The following is a 16,062-nucleotide window of genomic DNA, read 5'->3' as shown; positions in this document are numbered from 1 at the left end:
TCGCATCTATCACGGGATGGGATTATATTCTATCGGCACTAAATACTGTAGCATAATTTTGGAGAATTGGTATAAGAACAGGAGCTCACGATATATTCAAGCAGAGTTAAATATAAGTTTTTTCTGTATCGAGTCCCCCCATTTATAATTGGGGATTATCTTCAACCCAAAAACAGGTGTTCTTTTTCCAAATAGACATAAAAACACACAAAAAAGCCGACGCCACCAGGTAGCAAGGTTCATTACCAAAAAACTAATTGCAATAACTGTACCAGATGTATTATCAAGTTTTGCCATCACTCGATTGAGACCGAATCTTCGTTTCCCTTGCCCAAACTTGCCCTCAATTGCATTTCTAATTCTCTCATCTTCCAACGCTTGCTTCTTTTTTGATTTACTCACCTTTGCTGGGGGTCTTCCTAGAGGGGGCCCACGCTCGCCTAATTCCTCTTTCTTTGCACCACGCTCGGTTCTCTCTTGTACGATAAATGCGATCTGCATGAACTGACTCTGGATAATATCCTGTAAATCTATAATAAGCTTCTACTTGTGCTTTTAAGTCTCCTGATTCGTTAAAGTTATCCCAGCTAATCCGGTCTAAAAATACATATCCTTCAAAATAACTGGCTGACAGTTTGGCTCCAAACTCTACGCTTTTCCCGGCTTTTCCTCTGACTATAGGACGAATATGGGGTTGACTTAAACTTACTATTCTCTCCTCAATACTCTGTTTGCCGTTGTCAAATAACCACTGTTGTTGGCGAGCGACTTCTGTGAGGACTAGCAAAGTTTTATATTGCTTTTTATTCAGACCTTCTAGGGTCGCACCTAAATCGATTAGCTGTTCAATATGAGCTAGATTTCTTTTGATATATTGGAGTTGTTTTTTAATTGCGTGTCTTCTTTTGTTGCGGGTAGATCGTCTTTTTTTGGCTACTGCTAAGTAATCTTTTCGGGCGAGATTACGGTAGGTTATTGGTTTTTTATGAGTTTTTTATTTGATTTGTTTATACAGGATGTCGATGATTTTTTTTGTATGAACTCTGGCTCTGTTTAATAGTCCTAAGTCGGTCGGATAACTAATATCGGCTGGGGTACAGGTTGCATCTACGATCAACTTACCGCGATTGGGTGACTCATTTTTGCCGTCCGAAGCCTTTTTTTTTCGGGTTTGATTGGGGTGATAGAGCGCATTTTTTCGACCATGCGTTCGTTGACTTTATTGATGAGGTTCGGACTGATTCGTTGCCGAAAGTGTACTAATAGAGATCGGTCAAATGCGAGTTCATTACTGTAGCTTGATTGACCGATAAAGTATTGCAGATAGGGGTTTTCGCGAATCTGTTCTACCGTTTCGCGATCGCTAATTCCCAGTTTTTCTTTGATGATTAATGCTCCCAATGCCATCCGAAATGATTTGGCCCTTAAGCCCTTTTCTGTGGGGAAGTTTTGGGCATATTCTACTTCAAACTCTGACCACGGAATTAGTTCGGCCATTTTTACCCAACGGTTGTCTGATGACAACCTTCCTCCAAATGGCAGTTCAAACTCGGATGGGGGACTTGAGGCAAGCTCAGCTTTTCTGTACACGATAGCACTGGGTGATGCAAGGCTTTTGTACTATTTTACCTGTTTATCTTGCACACTTTCCTTGATCGGACGATCGCATAACCAAGCCGTGTAACCTTTCTGCACTTATCCAGTAAGCCCTATTTAATTTTCACTTTTGTAGTTAGGCGAGGTTTGGGGAGATCAAAAGGCGGTAGGTGCTAACTCTGAGGGATATTACACTGATGTCCCTTGGAATATAAAGTGTAAAACTCCTGGAGTGCTGACATTTGTTCTCTCAATCTAGATATCTCTATATCCAAGGGAGGGAGTAGTTTCTCAAGGTGGCGAACCTCACTAAACCACAGTCGTAACTCGGGTTTGAGAGTTGCATAGAGCGTTTCGGGACAGGAGAGTAATATTGCTGTTATTATGTCTGCTACGAATGGCTGGTGCAGCCACTTCCCTACAACAGACATTGCATCCCAGGCATCGCTTGACAAGCATTGGTGAACAATATCAAACAGTGAATTTAACTCAATAGCTGCCCGTAACTTCTCAAGTGTCTCTGCCGTCTCTGAGGAGGTATTCACCATAGTTGTGAACTCAACAGGCCAATGGTGCAGGATGGTACTGACAAATGAAGTAATTGAATCAGGTTGCTCTTTTCTCAGAATGTCTGGGAGTATTTCTGCAAAGTAAGGAGCAACACTACGCCACTGATGTAAATCAAAAGCAACATGAAAGAAGGTTTCTGGCAACCTTTCACTCTTCTGCAATAAAATATAACCTCGATATTGATTAGTGACGGGATCGACTGGTTCAAATGCTTGCCATAACAAAGGCAGAGAAACCCAGTGAGGTGGATATTTGAAACGGGCAACATCCAGCAGAAGAACTAGATCCCGCTGTGGATGATAACCACCAATTGGTGAAAAGTGACCATCACCCGTTTGTCCCAATACCTTTCGGCTGTAGGAAACAACTAGATGAATATCACCTGACGCCGCAGTCACTTCCTCCACTGCTTGCCGAAAGTTTTCCAAGCTGCTTTGGTGGTAACGATTAGGTTTTACAACAGCACCGTTGCAACGTGCAATACAGACAAACTCATCAAAAGTGATACCCTTTTCTTTAATCACCGAAAGAGGTAAACAACAGTCTAAAAATTCCTCTCCATACCATCTCCACACCCCTTTCCAAATGCGACCCGGATCGATGGATAAGGCATTAAGAACAACAACTAAACTACCCAATCCACAAAAAGCGGGTTCTGCTTGAGTGTGAAACTGTTCCGCTAGAGCAAAATACCCTTCCATACCTCCCAGTGCCAACGCTTCTCGAAATATTTGCTTTCCCTCTACGGAGGAAAAGGCAATAGCAGAATCTGGGAGTGAACGACGATAAAACCCTTGAGCAGACATGGAGTGTTTTAACCCTTATTGCTTATGGTGCTAATAAATATTATGCAAAATCGTCACATTGATAATGATGAATGCACTTATTTACTATTTTGTTCCCATTTTAGCAATAAAAAGCTCCGAAGGTTTGACTTTCGGGGTGCAGACTTAAACAACGTGACCATTTGCGAGGGACGGCTAGGCATCAAGCTGATGAAGCAATTCGGCAATTTGCCACAGATTGATCCGTATGCAGCTTGGATAAATCTCACATCTTTGACCTTTCTCAAGAACAGGCAAGATGCCTGTTCCACAAAGATTATTTTTTTTTGTGGAACAGGCATCTTGCCTGTTCATAAAAAGCTTATTTAAAATGGTGAAATATCTCAGACAACTCAAGCTTTTTTGAATATTCTCAATCACGCAACCGATGTTTTGCAAGAGTCAAATTAACAGTTATAATAGTTGCAATTTATCAAATTTAAATAGGTGATTTGGATGAGCATTGACGTAGTTAATACTCAGAGAGCTTATAGGGAGGTTGCTGATAATAGTATGGCCATTAGCAAATATCTCACAACGCCATTTTCTGCTTGCTTGTGGGTTGCCACAAGCAGCAATTTAGTCAATAATTACTCTCTGATATCGAATAATTGTAGAGCAGCACAAAGGAGAGTTAAAGTGTTTTTAGCAACCTGCTCAATGTACTAAATTTAGGATAGACATTCCGCTGTGGCACAGTTAATTAATAGTATTTAGCGTTAGTGGACGCGGGTTTTTGAGCTTGTTGGTTTTAGCCTAAAATTGTTGTGAACCCGGCCCTAAAGTGAAGGCAAAATAATTGAAAAATGTAAAATTTTGTATATGAATTGACCGAACTTCAGGAAAAGAGACGATAGTTGATATGCAAGAGATTTTAAGCGTCCGCGAAAACAAATTTTAATCAGGTAATAAAATGGTAGTAGCAGCACCTGTTCAATCCGGCAGTCAGTCGATTTTTCAAACTCGCTACGACAACTTTATCGGCGGCCAGTGGGTGCCACCGGTGAAAGGGAAATACTCGGAAAACCTCTCTCCAATTACAGGAAAATCAATTTGTCAAGTTCCCCGATCGACCGCCGAGGATGTAGAATTGGCACTGGATGCCGCCCACGCCACGAAAGACAAGTGGGGTAAGACTTCCCCAGCCGATAGGGCGCGGGTTTTACACAAAATTGCCGATCGCATCGAAGAAAACCTCGATCGCCTCGCCATCGCCGAAACCTGGGACAACGGTAAACCAATTCGCGAAACCACATTCGCAGACATACCGCTGGCGATCGACCATTTCCGCTACTTCGCAAGCTGCATCCGAGCTCAAGAAGGCTCGATCGGCGAACTCGACGGAACAACAGTCGCCTACCACTTCCACGAACCCCTAGGCGTCATCGGACAAATCATACCCTGGAACTTCCCGATATTAATGGCCGCCTGGAAACTCGCCCCAGCCCTCGCCGCCGGAAACTGCGTCGTGCTCAAACCAGCAGGCCCCACCCCCGCCTCAATCTTGGTACTGATGGAAATCATCGCCGACTTAGTACCAGACGGCGCAATCAACGTCATTAACGGACCAGGCGCCGAAATCGGCAAAACCCTCGCCACCAGTCCCCGGATTGCCAAAGTCGCCTTCACGGGCGAAACCACCACCGGCAGGCTAATCATGCAATACGCCTCCCAAAACGTCATCCCCGTCACCCTAGAACTAGGCGGCAAATCCCCCAACATTTTCTTTGAAGATATCTGCGCCCAAGATGATGAATTCCTCGACAAAGCAGTCGAAGGATTAGTCATGTTTGCCTTCAATCAAGGCGAAGTGTGCACCTGTCCATCCCGCGCCTTAATTCAGGAGTCAATCTACGATCTATTCATGGAAAGGGCGATCGATCGCATCCGCCAAATCAAACAAGACAACCCCTTAGATCCGACAACCGCCCTCGGCGCGCAAGTCTCAGTCAACCAGATGGAAAAAATCGCCGAATACGTCAAAATCGGTCACGCCGAAGGCGCAGAATGTCTCATTGGTGGCGAGAGAAACATCTTATCCGGCGACTTGCAAGACGGCTATTACTTCCAGCCGACAGTCTTCAAAGGAAACAACAAAATGCGAATTTTCCAAGAAGAAATTTTCGGCCCAGTATTAGCAGTCACCACATTCAAAGACGAAGCCGAAGCATTAGAAATTGCCAACGATACTCTCTACGGTTTAGGTGCAGGAGTTTGGACTCGCGACATCAACACCGCCTACCGCATGGGTCGCGCCGTTCAAGCCGGCCGCGTGTGGACAAACTGCTATCACCTCTATCCGGCTCACGCAGCATTCGGTGGCTACAAATCATCGGGAATCGGTCGCGAAAATCACAAAATGATGTTAGATCACTACCAGCAAACCAAGAATTTGTTGGTCAGCTACAGCCCCAAAGCTTTAGGTTTTTTCTAAGGTTTTAGTCATTGGGAAGAAAGAAAGAAGAAAGACAAACTTCAAGGATTCGTCAACTCCTTCTTTCTCTCTTTCCTCTCCTTCTCTGCGCCCTCTGTGCCCTCTGCGGTTCATTAAAAAAAAGCTCATTCATAAACCAAATAAAATTGCTACACAACCAGACTGCAATGGAAACTGCAAAAGTCACCGCAACAGACGCCGCTTTAAAATTAATCAACTATCTTAAAACTCAACACGGAGAATTGATGTTTCACCAATCCGGCGGTTGCTGCGACGGTAGTTCCCCCATGTGCTTTCCCGATGGCGAATTGATAATCGGTGATGGTGACGTATTGCTCGGCGAAATAGGGGGTTGTCCCTTTTATATTGCAGCGCAGCAATACAAATATTGGCAGCACACGCAGTTAATTATAGACGTGGCATCGGGGCCCGGAGGCAGCGATTTTTCTCTGGAAGGGCCGGATGGAGAGCGTTTTATTACTCGTTCCCGGTTGTTTGTTAATGCTGATTAATTAGTTATTGAAAACGCGAGATATGTTAGATTGCCCACTGTGTAAAGAAGTCGGCAATTAGGGTATTGTTTATGGGGGCTTACTTATAGACGCATTTCCTTAATAAATGCAGTACCGTCAAAAATGCCATCTTTAAAAATTTGAGTGCTACGAACTCGGTGATTGTCTGACACTAAAGTGATTGTTTCCACAAAAGTAATCAGTGCGTTACCCTCAGTTTTTGTTGACCGAAAGCAGATAATGTCCTGACCCGCATCCCACGCGACCCCCGAAAAATCAGGATAACTACTAGAAAATAATTTCAGCATCCGATTTTCATATTCACCGTAAAAATTTAGCTGAAGGCGAGAACCATCTGAGTATTCATAGTTGTTAACGTGTCGGTGGTGACTCCCCTCAATCCCGATGCTTATAGTACACAAAAAGCTGCGTAAAAAATGTCCGCGAGTATCAGTCTTAATAAATTCCCCTTTCCAAGTACCAATTTGACGTGTGAAAATTTCCGGTACTTTCTCTAAATCAGGAGAGTTTAGAGGGTTGACGGTATCTTCATGAATTCCCAAATCGTTATTCATTAATTAGCCTCCGGTTTATCTAAAAAAATTGTCTAAACTTAAAAGGGCGTTTTGTGGGCGGGGGCGGTTTTTTTTAACCTGTCTGCACCCTTTAAAGTTATTGGTGAACCCGCTCCTATAGGACGATTGAAATTTGGCTAACGACGACCTATTTTCCGGCTCACCTCACGGCTAGTGCGTTGATATTCATGGACAATAGGTAATCTTTCAGCTTGAAAATTTTCCAGTGCTTCGGCAATGTTAGCACTATCTCTGAGATGTTGTGCTAAACACAGACCATCTTCCCAACCGGAAGTCATACCTCTAGCGCGTGTAGAGCTTTTGGCGTGGGCCGCATCTCCAATTAAGATAACACGACCATCATAGATTTTTGGTAGGGGGTCAATGTCATAGGAAAAACGACAGACAATATTTTCCACAGGGGTTGATTCAATTACTTTTCGCGCATCCTCTGGAAGTTTGGCTAGTTCTTGGGGAGGAATGGTAATGTTGTTAGGTTGTAGTTTTCCGATTTCGGAGTCTGTCCGCTCTTTTTCAATAAAGAAACCCCAATGAGTGCGACCTCCACCAATGTGAAAGAAGTTGGCATAAATTCCCCTACCGCGTACATAAACAAAAAAGTTTCCTTCTGGACAGAAGCTGTGATCTTCGACAATTCCTCGCCAGACGATATCCCCTAAATAGAAGAGTTCCACACCTGGAACTATATACTGACGAACTTTTGAGACGATTCCATCGGCACCAATTAAAAGATCGCCTTCCCATTTACGACCATCTTTGAAGTGGGCGATCGCACTGTGCTCGGTTTGGGCGATCGATGCTAATTCTGCATTAAAATGAATACACTCAGGGGGTAACTCGCCGAGGAGTGCTTCTAAAATAGCTTTGCGGTGTACCAGCATTCCTGGGAGTTCATTTTCTTCGTAGGTGACGGGTTCGGAATTGATGACACCGCCGCGGAGGTTGCGAAACTCGAATAATTTAACCGCATCGCCTGAGTTAATAATTTTTTGGCTAATTTGAGGGTTTCCTTGATGCAGTGCTTTCATACCTGCTTGTACGATCAGAATTCCACATCCATCGGTGCGCGGTTGGGGTGATTTTTCAAACAAGTCAACTTGAAACCCTTGTTGAATCAGCAGAATTGCTAGATAAGCTCCTGATGTTCCTGCGCCGATAATACCTATCCTACTCTGGGACGAAACCATTTGTGCTTCTCCTGATTTAAGATTGCCGATCGCTTCTCAACTATTATTGTAATTAAAGAAAATCTAATTTGCGCGATCGCCCAATTGCAGATTGAGTTTGTGTTGATAGCGACAGGTTTCAAGCTGTCGCTAAAATCAGTATCTAAGCTGATGCAGGATTAATTATTAAGGGGGGACTTCAAAATTCACGAACTCAAAACTTAAGACTACTTTAAGCTTGAGTATTTTTAATTAAAGCCAATTCTATTTTGTCACCAGGCTTTTGAGTCACTTGTGCGCGCAAACCTGGCCCAAAAAAAGTAGCTATTTTGTCTTGCTTTTCTTCCCATAAGTCGATCGGCATTAGCGGCGAATAAAACTCTAAAACTAACCCATAAGCACCGTCAACATCAACTTCCCGCAACCCTTGCAGGAGGGGCCGTTCCTCATCTGTAGGGGCCAGACCCAAGCGCTCCAAAGCATCATCTAAGTGCGCGGGTTGACCGTAGCGAAATCGGGTGACATCTTTACGGACTTGGTTTTGAGTATCTGTCGCCTGACTTTCTCGCAGGAGAATAACTTCGGGAGAAGTCGGTTCCGTGAACTCCACCGGTTCGAGTTCGGCGGCTTTCAGAGCCAAACCTCCCAGCAACAGCGGAATTCCATAAAAAAAACCGGCTAGGTTGAGGGTAGGTCTGTCTGTAAAGTAGGCTCCAAACCCGACTGCTGCTATAATACCGCCAACAACTAAGGCTAGGTTTGCTAAAGAAATTTTACGTAACATATTAGTGAGGTAAGTAGTCGGACAGAAATAATATACTTTAATTATTATCTGTCAAAAAGTCTTGAATAAATTTAGTTTTTTTGCCAAAAGACCTGCAAAAACTGCTAGCATCTATGAGCGCGGGAGCGGTGTGCATCCACAGTCTTGTCTCTAGCTTCAGAAGCTTATCCAGCCGGACTCGCCCGGGCGCGCCATCGGTAAATATCCGTGTTAATTGCGCGGCGTTGGTTCCAGAAGGCAATCGAGATCGGCAGTATCATCAAAGTATACAGAGTGTTGATCGAGATCAACACTTTTGCCCTTTCAACCATTTTTCGGACATGATTAAAGACGAAGACAAACAAACTGCTGGAGCGAACAAGGCGGTTCTGGAGCAGATTAACTCGCTCAAACGTGAAGATGAAAGGCTTTATAATATCTTAGCGATCGATGTCTGGGCCCTAGCCAAGACGATGGATGAATATCAACCGGGATTTTGGGCTGCTTTTATGAAAAACCGGGAGAAGGCTCTGAAGCGATTTTTAGCTGGAATGATGAAAAATAAACCCGCAGATACCAAACGTCCGCCTTTTTTGCGCTAAAATGTGGCTGGAGTTTGGCTGAAGTTTTGATGTACAATCAAACTATAACACAGACCCAAAAAACCTGAGCAGGTTCATCACTTCCCTTATAAAAACAGTGAAGAATTTGCCCAAAAAGGTATGTCGGTGAATTAAGAATCTCCGTCTGTTCGCAGGGGGGAATGTCAAATATTTTTGTTAATAGTAGCAAAGGCAAAAAACCATGGATGCACAAACAATCAAAGAGCGCGTAGCAGAGATCGAGAGCAAGCGGGAATCCCTCGTGCGGCTGTTAGATCGATCGGACTTGGGGGCCCTGAGAATAGATGTGAGTCAGGCGATCGAAGAAATTGACGATCTCTTAGAAGAATTCAAGCGTACTTTTAACAGCTAAGTAGTCATTAGTCAGTAGTCATTAGTCATTAGTTGTCAGGGGGTCGGCTAAGCTGTCCCGCATTTAATTTGGACATAGCAATCCTTTCGTCAGTTATAAATGTGGTTTGGGTTTCTAGTCGGGATGGGCTAGAAGCCCATCCCAGATATGGGAGGGACGGGCTAGAAGCCCATCCCACAAATCCTGCAACGATTGCTATAGTTATGCTAGTAAAAATATTGTGGGGTGGGCATCTTGCCCGCCCAAAAAGTCAAAATTAAATGCTGTACAGCTTAATAACTAACAAGAACGCACAACTGCTAACTGCAAATTTGACAACTGACAACTGACAACTGACTAATTCATCACCATATCCATCAAAATTTGCTGAGAGCTCACTTCCGGGCAATTAGCAGGTGGTCGCCGCTGAGAGTAGTGTCCCCCAGACTGCAAATCCCAAGCTTGGCGGTTGTCAGCCAGCATTACTCCCAAAATTTCTTGTAATTCCTTGGCAATTGTTGGATCTTCCACCTGAACTATGGCCTCAACCCGTCTTGTGAGATTGCGCTGCATCCAGTCAGCAGAACCAATATACACCTCTTCGTCGCCACCGTTGAAAAAATAAAACATCCGAGAATGCTCTAAAAAGCGGCCGATAATACTGATAACTCTGATATTTTCGCTAACACCCTCAACGCCGGGACGCAAACAGCAAATCCCCCGAATAATCAAATCAATTTTAACTCCCGCTTGCGAAGCTTCGTACAAAGCAACAATGATTTGAGGGTCAACTAAAGCGTTCATTTTAGCGACAATGCGGCCACAGCTACCGATGCCACCTTCGGCCTGCAAGCGGCAGAATTCTGCCTCGCGGCGGATTAAAGCTAAAAATTGATCGCGCATATTGACCGGTGCCACCAATAATTTGCGATAAGATACCTGCCGCGAATAACCAGTCAAATAATTAAACAAATCCGTCAAATCCGATCCCAAATCCTCGCGACAACTCAACAAACCCACATCGGTATAGAGTCCGGCTGTTTTGGGATTGTAATTGCCGGTGCCTATGTGGACGTAGCGACGGATGAATTCCTCCTCGCGACGCACTACCATCACAATTTTGGTGTGGGTTTTGAGTCCCACTAAACCGTAAACTACGTGGACTCCCGCTTGTTCTAACTTGCGAGCCCAATTAATATTATTTTCTTCGTCAAACCTAGCCTTAAGCTCTACTAAAACGGCTACCTGCTTGCCGTTTTCCGCTGCTTGAATTAAGGCGCTGACGATCGGCGAATCTCCAGAAGTGCGGTATAAAGTCATTTTAATAGCTAACACGGAGCGATCGTGCGCCGCCTCAGTAATAAACCGCTGCACCGTGGCCGCAAACGAGTGATAGGGATGGTGTAGCATCAAATCCCCCTGCCGGATGACGGTGAAAATATCCTCGCCCTCGTCAGCATCCAACATCAATTTGCCTAAAATCATTGGCGATTCCGAGTTCCGCAAACGGGGCGGCACAACCGGAGTCCAAGGTGGGTCTTTCAGTTCCGGCACGGGCAGCCCCACAAAAGACATCAAATCCTTGAGGCCTAGCAGCCCCTCTACGACGTAAACATCTTGCTCACCAAGATCCAGCTCCTCCATCAGCATATCTCGCAGCGCAGGCGGCATAATCGCTTGAATTTCCATCCGCACCGCAGAACCTCCAAACCGACGCTTGCGGAGTTCCTGTTCTATTGCCAGCAGCAAATCCTCCGCCTCATCTTCCTCCACCGTCAAATCGGAATTGCGAGTAATGCGGAACGGGTGATATTCCTGAATGTCCATCCCCGGAAACAAAGCTTCTAAATTGTGGGCAATCACCTGTTCTAGGGGCACGCCAGTCCAAACCGGAGATTTGCCCCTCTGCTGCCACTGTAAATCCCCCGGTAGTGGCAAAAACCTCGGCAAAACCTGCGGTACTTTGACGCGGGCAAATAATTCTTCCCGCGTGTCTGGGTCCCTGACTACTACTGCTAAATTGAGGCTGAGATTGGAAAGATAGGGGAATGGGTGGCTGGGGTCAACTGCTAGGGGAGTGAGTACGGGAAATACTTGTTCTTTGAAGTAGCGGTGCAAGTAATTCCGCTGTTCTTGATTGAGGTCAATGTAGTCGAGAATGTAGATGCCGCTTGCTGCTAGTTTCGGCCGCAGGGTTTGCTCAAAATAGGCGTGTTGCTGAGAAACCATCGGCAAAAGCCGCTGGTTAAGGGCATCTAGCTGTTCTTGAGGCGTGCTGCCGTCGGAGGTCAATTTGCTGACTTTTGCTTGTACTTGCTGTTTGAGGGCGGCCACCCGCACCATAAAATATTCGTCTAGGTTGGAGCTAAAAATAGCTAGAAATTTGAGCCTTTCGAGGAGGGGCGTGCGGGGGTCGAGGGCTTCGTGGAGCACGCGGTTGTTGAATTCTAGCCAGCTTTGTTCTCGGTTGAAGTAATATTGAGGATCGCTGAGGTTGATTTCAGTGTAGGTTTTGGCGGGGGTCTTTTTTGGCTTGGGCATGGTTTGAGGGAGTCTATGGGAGGCTCGGTGATGGCATCTCTAGAAATAGTATTGTAGGTTAAAGGATTTATTCGCATCTGCTTTTGGTCTATCGAACGTTTTTGTCGGTCATCCCGAATCATCTGCATCAGAATGTTTGCAGCTTCCGTTGCGTCGTAGGGTGACCAAACCGGATAACTCTGATGCAGAAAAGATTACTTGTAGTTCAGCTTTTGGGATTTGCCCAGCTAGGAGTTTAAAGAGTGATAACTTGTCTGACTGGCTCAGACTGTTCACCAAAGGAATTAACTCAGCGAGAGACATAGTTTAAACTCCCAGACATACGAGGATACATTTATCATAAGCGATCTGTGAGATACGGTTTTATATATAGGGGATCGATCAGGAGTGTGGATGCGATCACCCCTTACTTTTTTTATGGATAGGCGATCGATAAGGAGTGGGGATGCGATCGCACCTTTCTGTACTCAAAATCTAATTTTAAACAGAAGTACGATCGCCCTTTTTAAACCTCTTCAACAACTCCGGCGTCACCAAACCTTGCGGAAAAAATATCGTCCCCAAAACAATCAGCAACCCAAAAATAATTAACCGCCCATCCCGCAGAAATTGCGCCAACCAAATCGGCAATCCCTGAATAGTCGCCATCCCCCTCAAAACCTCCGGCAAAGCAGTAAACACCATCCCACCCAAAACTGCTCCCAGAAAACTTCGACTACCACCAATTAACACAGAAGTCAAGTAAATAATACTAGCATCAAAAGTCCCTTGACGCGCGTTCCAAGTATTCAGGAAATGGGCACTAACTGCACCCACAACCCCAGCTAAAACAGCACCTAACGTGAAAGCCAGAACCTTATAAAAAGTTGGGTTAATGCCGATCGCATCCGCCGCCAACTCATCAGCGCGGATCGCTGCAAAAGCCCGCCCCACCCGAATCCGTTCCAGCCGATAGACAATTGCCATACTTACCAACAGTAAAGGTAGTACAATCCACAAATACTCGATCGGCGTCGCAAACGGTTGCGGAATCCCAAAAATGCCCACAGCCCCGCCAGTGATATCTAAATTAAGCGATAAAACCCGCAAAATTTCCACAAAAGCAATAGTTGCGATCGCCAAATAAATCCCACTCAACCGCAGCGCCGGAATTCCCACCAAAATCCCCAGCAACCCCGAAACAACCCCTGCAATTATCATCTCCACCAACAGCAATGGCAGTGGAAATAAACCCCCTGTCTGTTGAAAAACCGTTGTAGATAAAATCGCCGCAATATACCCACCCAAAGCATAAAAACCAGGGCTAGCCAGAGACAACTGTCCAGTCATTAAAGGCAAATACAGGGACATTCCCAACATTGCACCCAACAACATCGAGACAATCAAAAACCCGTAAGTAGTAAAAAATTCATTCATAACTTTTTTTATTTCTTAGTCTTTAGGAGAGGGACTTAGTTTGACTCTTAAGCGATTTCAATCGCCGAATTATCTTACACCTTCTGAATCAAACGCCGTCCAAACAAACCCTGCGGTCTAACCAATAGCATAATAAACAATATAGCAAAACCAACAGCATCCTTATAAGCCGAAAAATCTCCAGGCACAAAAGCCTCCACCAAACCAATTATAAAACCTCCCAAAACTGCCCCAGGAATACTCCCCAACCCACCAAGTACAATCACCGCCAAACCTTTCAAACCAAAAGCAATACCAAAATACGGCCCAGCAATACTCACACTAGAACCGACCAAACTCCCCGCCAAACCAGCCAGAAAACTGCTCACAAAAAACGTCAACACAATGTACCTATCAGTATCAATCCCCAATAAACTAGAAGTTGTCGCATCTTCAGCCACAGCCTGCATTGCTTTGCCAAATTTAGTGAAATTTATTAAGTAAGTTAAGACAGCCACAATCGCAACTGACACCACAAAAATTACTATTTGAACAGTCCGAATCGGAATAGGTTTATCCGCTGTCCCAAAGTTAATTGCAGCAGGTAAATAGCCGTAAGTGTTAGCAGGAAAAGTGTAAATTTCCGCACCTACTAGATATTGGATAATATTGGCGATTGCCACCCCCACACCCAAACTAGAAACCACCGTCAGCAGAGGATCAGAGAGTCGGCGACGCAAAGGCAAAAAAGCAATTCGTTCAACAATTACTCCCACCAAACCAGCAATGACACTTCCCAAAATTAATGCCACAGCAAAAGGCAACTGCACGGGAATTCGAGCATTAGCCCACAACCCATTAAAACCGAAAGTACCTCCCATCAGCGCATAGGTGAAATAAGCACCCAACGTAAATACTGCACCGTGAGCAAAATTAATAATTCCGAGAATAGAAAAGACCAGCGTGTATCCCAGGGCAAAAATAGCATACACGCTGCCGATCGACAAACCATTTAAAAATTGTTGCAAAAACAGAGTTAAGTCCATCACCAGTTAGAGATTCGGCATCAACATTAAATCATTCAAAAACAAACAGCATACAAGTTTTACTCTGACTTCTGAATTCCCCCCTTGGGGGCAGCGGGTTTAACCTCAGACTCACACTCAATAACTCATCCGTGTATCTGTGTCAAAATCCGTATCGTGACTTCATTTCAAAAACTCAAACTTACCATTATTGCCATCAGCCTCCATCTTAATCCGTGCCACATAAAACTCTTTCTGATTAATCTCACCTTCAGGCGTAAAAGAAATTTCCCCCAAAGGCGTATCGTAATTACCACTCAACAACTGCTGATTCAAATTTGTACGCAATTCTGCCAAAGGCTTTTCGCTAATCTTAGACTTAGCATTAATTGCCTTTAATGACTCAACAAAAACTTGTACGCCCGTAAAAGCTTGTGCGCTAAATTGAGGCGGTTCTTTCTTGAATTGAGCGCGATAAGCATCCCGAAAAGCTTTATTAACTTCATTTTCATATTCCGGGCTGTAGGCTTGGGCAATCAAAACTCCATCACAGAGTGCTTTACAAACAGGAAATACATTAGAAGTATTCAGACCGTTGCCCCCAATGATAACGCCTTTGTATCCCAACTCCCGCAATTGCTTAATTAAATTGCCTCCATCGGCGGCCAAACCGGAAATAATTATCAAATCGGGGTTGACATTTATTGCGTTAGTAGCTTGAGATTGGAAATCTGTATCAGTAGTTAAGAATTTTTGGATTGTTGCCAATTCCAGCCCCATATCTTTAACCGTTGTCTGAAAAGTTTCAGTCTCAGATTTGCTAAAAGCATCATTCTGAGCAAAAAACACGGCTACTTTCTTAATATTGGGATTTTGCTTCAGTGCAGCTTTCACGGCATTAGGTGCTACCACGGCCACAGGCGCGGAGACTCTGGCCACATAATCGCCAATCTGGGGAATGCCTTTGGCGGTGTTGGAGGGTCCAAGTACGGGAACTTTTGCTCGATCGGCGATCGGATCGGCACTAAAAGCTTGCTGCGAGAGAGTAGGGCCCACAATACCCACCACCTTATCCTGATTGATTAGAGTATTGAAGGCATTGATCGTCCCTTGTTCATCTCCACCGGTATCTTGGAACACCAGTCTAATGGGCGTCCCATCTACACCGCCCTTATCGTTGAAATACTTCTGGGCAATTTCCGCGCCAGCTACCTGTTCCTGACCTAGTAAAGCCACATTGCTAGTTTGGGCCACCCCAATACCTATAGATATAGATATAGTGTTGGATCTCCCCCCAGGCGAAGCCTCTGGCGAAGCACCGGGAGATGGCGAAGTCGCCGGAGATGCGATAGTAGAGGTTTGGGGAGTGTTCGTCTGACTGCAAGCGATCAGCAGTGAAGCGCAGGTAATGAATAAGCCACTAGGGCGGGCTATAAGTTTTTTCATGAGCGGGCGATCAAACATCTATATATAAAACAGCTACACGTAAAGATATTCTACCCATGCGCGGTAGATACTCCCCTCAAAAGTCCAATCTTGCCCAAAAAAAAAGACCCCATAGTTAAAAGAGGAGTCAGCCAACGGAGGCAGGCTCGGAAATCAGCAGCCGAAACCTTTACTGTGTATAGGTTCCCCAAAAAATCAAAAATATTTTCACAAAACGCTTGACAACACCTTGCGGAATAA

Annotated in this window: 13 protein-coding genes and 1 pseudogene; 4 read left to right on the top strand and 10 right to left on the bottom strand. The window is 44.8% G+C overall.

Going from position 1 to position 16,062, the window contains the following annotated elements; translation table 11 throughout:
* Positions 1 to 96: 96 nt before the first annotated feature.
* Together QUA10_RS27040 and QUA10_RS27035 are read right to left on the bottom strand one after the other, a co-directional pair.
* Positions 97 to 1,590: pseudogene (locus QUA10_RS27040) on the bottom strand (IS5 family transposase).
* Positions 1,591 to 1,769: 179 nt separating this feature from the next.
* Positions 1,770 to 2,972 carry a phytochelatin synthase family protein gene (locus QUA10_RS27035; RefSeq protein ID WP_333085602.1) on the bottom strand — a complete coding sequence of 401 codons (1,203 nt, stop codon included), beginning with the start codon at positions 2,970 to 2,972 and terminating at the stop codon, positions 1,770 to 1,772.
* A gap of 931 nt (positions 2,973 to 3,903) precedes the next feature.
* Here QUA10_RS27035 and exaC point away from each other — a divergent pair.
* Both exaC and QUA10_RS27025 read left to right on the top strand, forming a co-directional pair.
* Complete coding sequence (gene exaC / locus QUA10_RS27030; protein ID WP_333085603.1) at positions 3,904 to 5,424, top strand: acetaldehyde dehydrogenase ExaC; 1,521 nt, start codon at positions 3,904 to 3,906, stop codon at positions 5,422 to 5,424.
* Positions 5,425 to 5,591: 167 nt separating this feature from the next.
* Complete coding sequence (locus tag QUA10_RS27025) at positions 5,592 to 5,936, top strand: DUF779 domain-containing protein (RefSeq protein WP_333085604.1); 345 nt, start codon at positions 5,592 to 5,594, stop codon at positions 5,934 to 5,936.
* A gap of 83 nt (positions 5,937 to 6,019) precedes the next feature.
* Here the strand turns inward: QUA10_RS27025 and QUA10_RS27020 are convergent, their stop codons facing one another.
* The 3 genes from QUA10_RS27020 to QUA10_RS27010 form a co-directional block, all read right to left on the bottom strand.
* Positions 6,020 to 6,511, bottom strand: a complete 492-nt coding sequence (locus QUA10_RS27020) for a DUF3598 family protein (RefSeq protein WP_333085605.1) — start codon at positions 6,509 to 6,511, stop codon at positions 6,020 to 6,022.
* Positions 6,512 to 6,648: 137 nt separating this feature from the next.
* The gene (locus QUA10_RS27015; protein ID WP_333085606.1) at positions 6,649 to 7,719 is read right to left on the bottom strand and encodes an FAD-dependent monooxygenase; all 1,071 of its coding nucleotides are present in this window, start codon (positions 7,717 to 7,719) and stop codon (positions 6,649 to 6,651) included.
* A 211-nt stretch (positions 7,720 to 7,930) separates the two neighbouring features.
* Complete coding sequence (locus QUA10_RS27010) at positions 7,931 to 8,482, bottom strand: DUF2854 domain-containing protein (RefSeq protein ID WP_333085608.1); 552 nt, start codon at positions 8,480 to 8,482, stop codon at positions 7,931 to 7,933.
* Between the two features lie 320 nt (positions 8,483 to 8,802).
* On the opposite strand from QUA10_RS27010, the gene QUA10_RS27005 reads away from it, so the two are divergent.
* Positions 8,803 to 9,063 carry a hypothetical protein gene (locus QUA10_RS27005; RefSeq protein ID WP_006632500.1) on the top strand — a complete coding sequence of 87 codons (261 nt, stop codon included), beginning with the start codon at positions 8,803 to 8,805 and terminating at the stop codon, positions 9,061 to 9,063.
* 202 nt (positions 9,064 to 9,265) lie between these two features.
* Positions 9,266 to 9,436: a hypothetical protein gene (locus QUA10_RS27000; RefSeq protein WP_015176488.1), complete on the top strand. Its 171-nt coding sequence runs from the start codon at positions 9,266 to 9,268 to the stop codon at positions 9,434 to 9,436.
* A gap of 336 nt (positions 9,437 to 9,772) precedes the next feature.
* Here QUA10_RS27000 and ppk1 read toward each other — a convergent pair whose 3' ends face one another.
* From ppk1 to QUA10_RS26975, 5 genes are all read right to left on the bottom strand, one after another.
* A complete protein-coding gene (gene ppk1, locus QUA10_RS26995) occupies positions 9,773 to 11,956 on the bottom strand; it encodes a polyphosphate kinase 1 (protein WP_333085610.1) in 2,184 nt (727 codons plus the stop codon).
* Between the two features lie 108 nt (positions 11,957 to 12,064).
* Positions 12,065 to 12,259 carry a hypothetical protein gene (locus tag QUA10_RS26990; RefSeq protein ID WP_333086433.1) on the bottom strand — a complete coding sequence of 65 codons (195 nt, stop codon included), beginning with the start codon at positions 12,257 to 12,259 and terminating at the stop codon, positions 12,065 to 12,067.
* A gap of 177 nt (positions 12,260 to 12,436) precedes the next feature.
* The gene (locus QUA10_RS26985) at positions 12,437 to 13,372 is read right to left on the bottom strand and encodes a branched-chain amino acid ABC transporter permease (protein WP_333085611.1); all 936 of its coding nucleotides are present in this window, start codon (positions 13,370 to 13,372) and stop codon (positions 12,437 to 12,439) included.
* A gap of 74 nt (positions 13,373 to 13,446) precedes the next feature.
* Complete coding sequence (locus QUA10_RS26980; RefSeq protein WP_333085613.1) at positions 13,447 to 14,397, bottom strand: branched-chain amino acid ABC transporter permease; 951 nt, start codon at positions 14,395 to 14,397, stop codon at positions 13,447 to 13,449.
* A 162-nt stretch (positions 14,398 to 14,559) separates the two neighbouring features.
* Entirely contained in the window at positions 14,560 to 15,822 is a 1,263-nt protein-coding gene (locus QUA10_RS26975) for an ABC transporter substrate-binding protein (protein ID WP_333085612.1), read from the bottom strand.
* Positions 15,823 to 16,062 lie beyond the last annotated feature (240 nt).

Source organism: Microcoleus sp. Pol8_D6, from assembly GCF_036700965.1.
Classification (GTDB): Bacteria; Cyanobacteriota; Cyanobacteriia; order Cyanobacteriales; family Microcoleaceae; genus Microcoleus.
The sequence above is the reverse complement of the archived record's forward strand: the minus strand, read 5'-3'. Positions and strand labels throughout refer to the sequence as shown.